At 48.4% G+C, this 676-nt stretch carries 1 protein-coding gene; it reads right to left on the reverse strand.

Annotated features, from left to right (window positions below):
• On the reverse strand, positions 1-676 hold a 676-nt coding region (locus R7040_RS26955), incomplete at both ends, for a CBS domain-containing protein (protein ID WP_318097671.1).

Below are 676 nucleotides of genomic sequence, written 5' to 3' on the forward strand. Positions count from 1 at the left end.
CAACGCCGCCAGCGCGTTGAGTGAACTCGCGTCTTTGATTTTCTCAATTAAGAACAAAGACTGCGTGCGGTGGTTATGCACTAAATGTGTCGTCGTTAGAAGGCCTTTCACTTGCTTGCCATGTACCACGGGCAAACAGCGAATGTTGTATTGCAGCATCAAGGAAATGGCTTGAATCACTTTAGCATCGTCTTCGATCAACACGGGGTTTGGTGTCATCACATCGGCAATGGGCTGATTGGTATCCATGTCTTGTGCGACGACCGATTTCGTCATATCTCGGTCGGTGACTAAGCCAATAATCTCGCCTTCTTTCATCACAACGGCACAGGAGCTGCGTTGTTTGCCGCACATGGTTTGCGCCACACTGCGGATAGAGTCGTTCACATCGACAATCGCAATGTTTTCGCTGGCGATCTCGCCAACAGTACGAAAGAACAGCCCTTTTTCTTCTTTTCGACAAACGTACTTCACCGCAGAACTCAAGCGCACATTGGCTTGGGCGGCAAAATAGTCGGCAAATTCTGGGTGTTCTTCGCTGACCAGTTTTAGCTCAGAATGGGGGATCAAATAGAGCAATGAATCTTCAATCGCTTCCGCTTGGTAACCATCTTCGGCATTTTCGAGTGGGTCGAGGAAAGTAAAACCAAATTGATCATCTTGTCCAAGGCGTGCA

This window comes from Vibrio sp. 1069 (assembly GCF_033340555.1).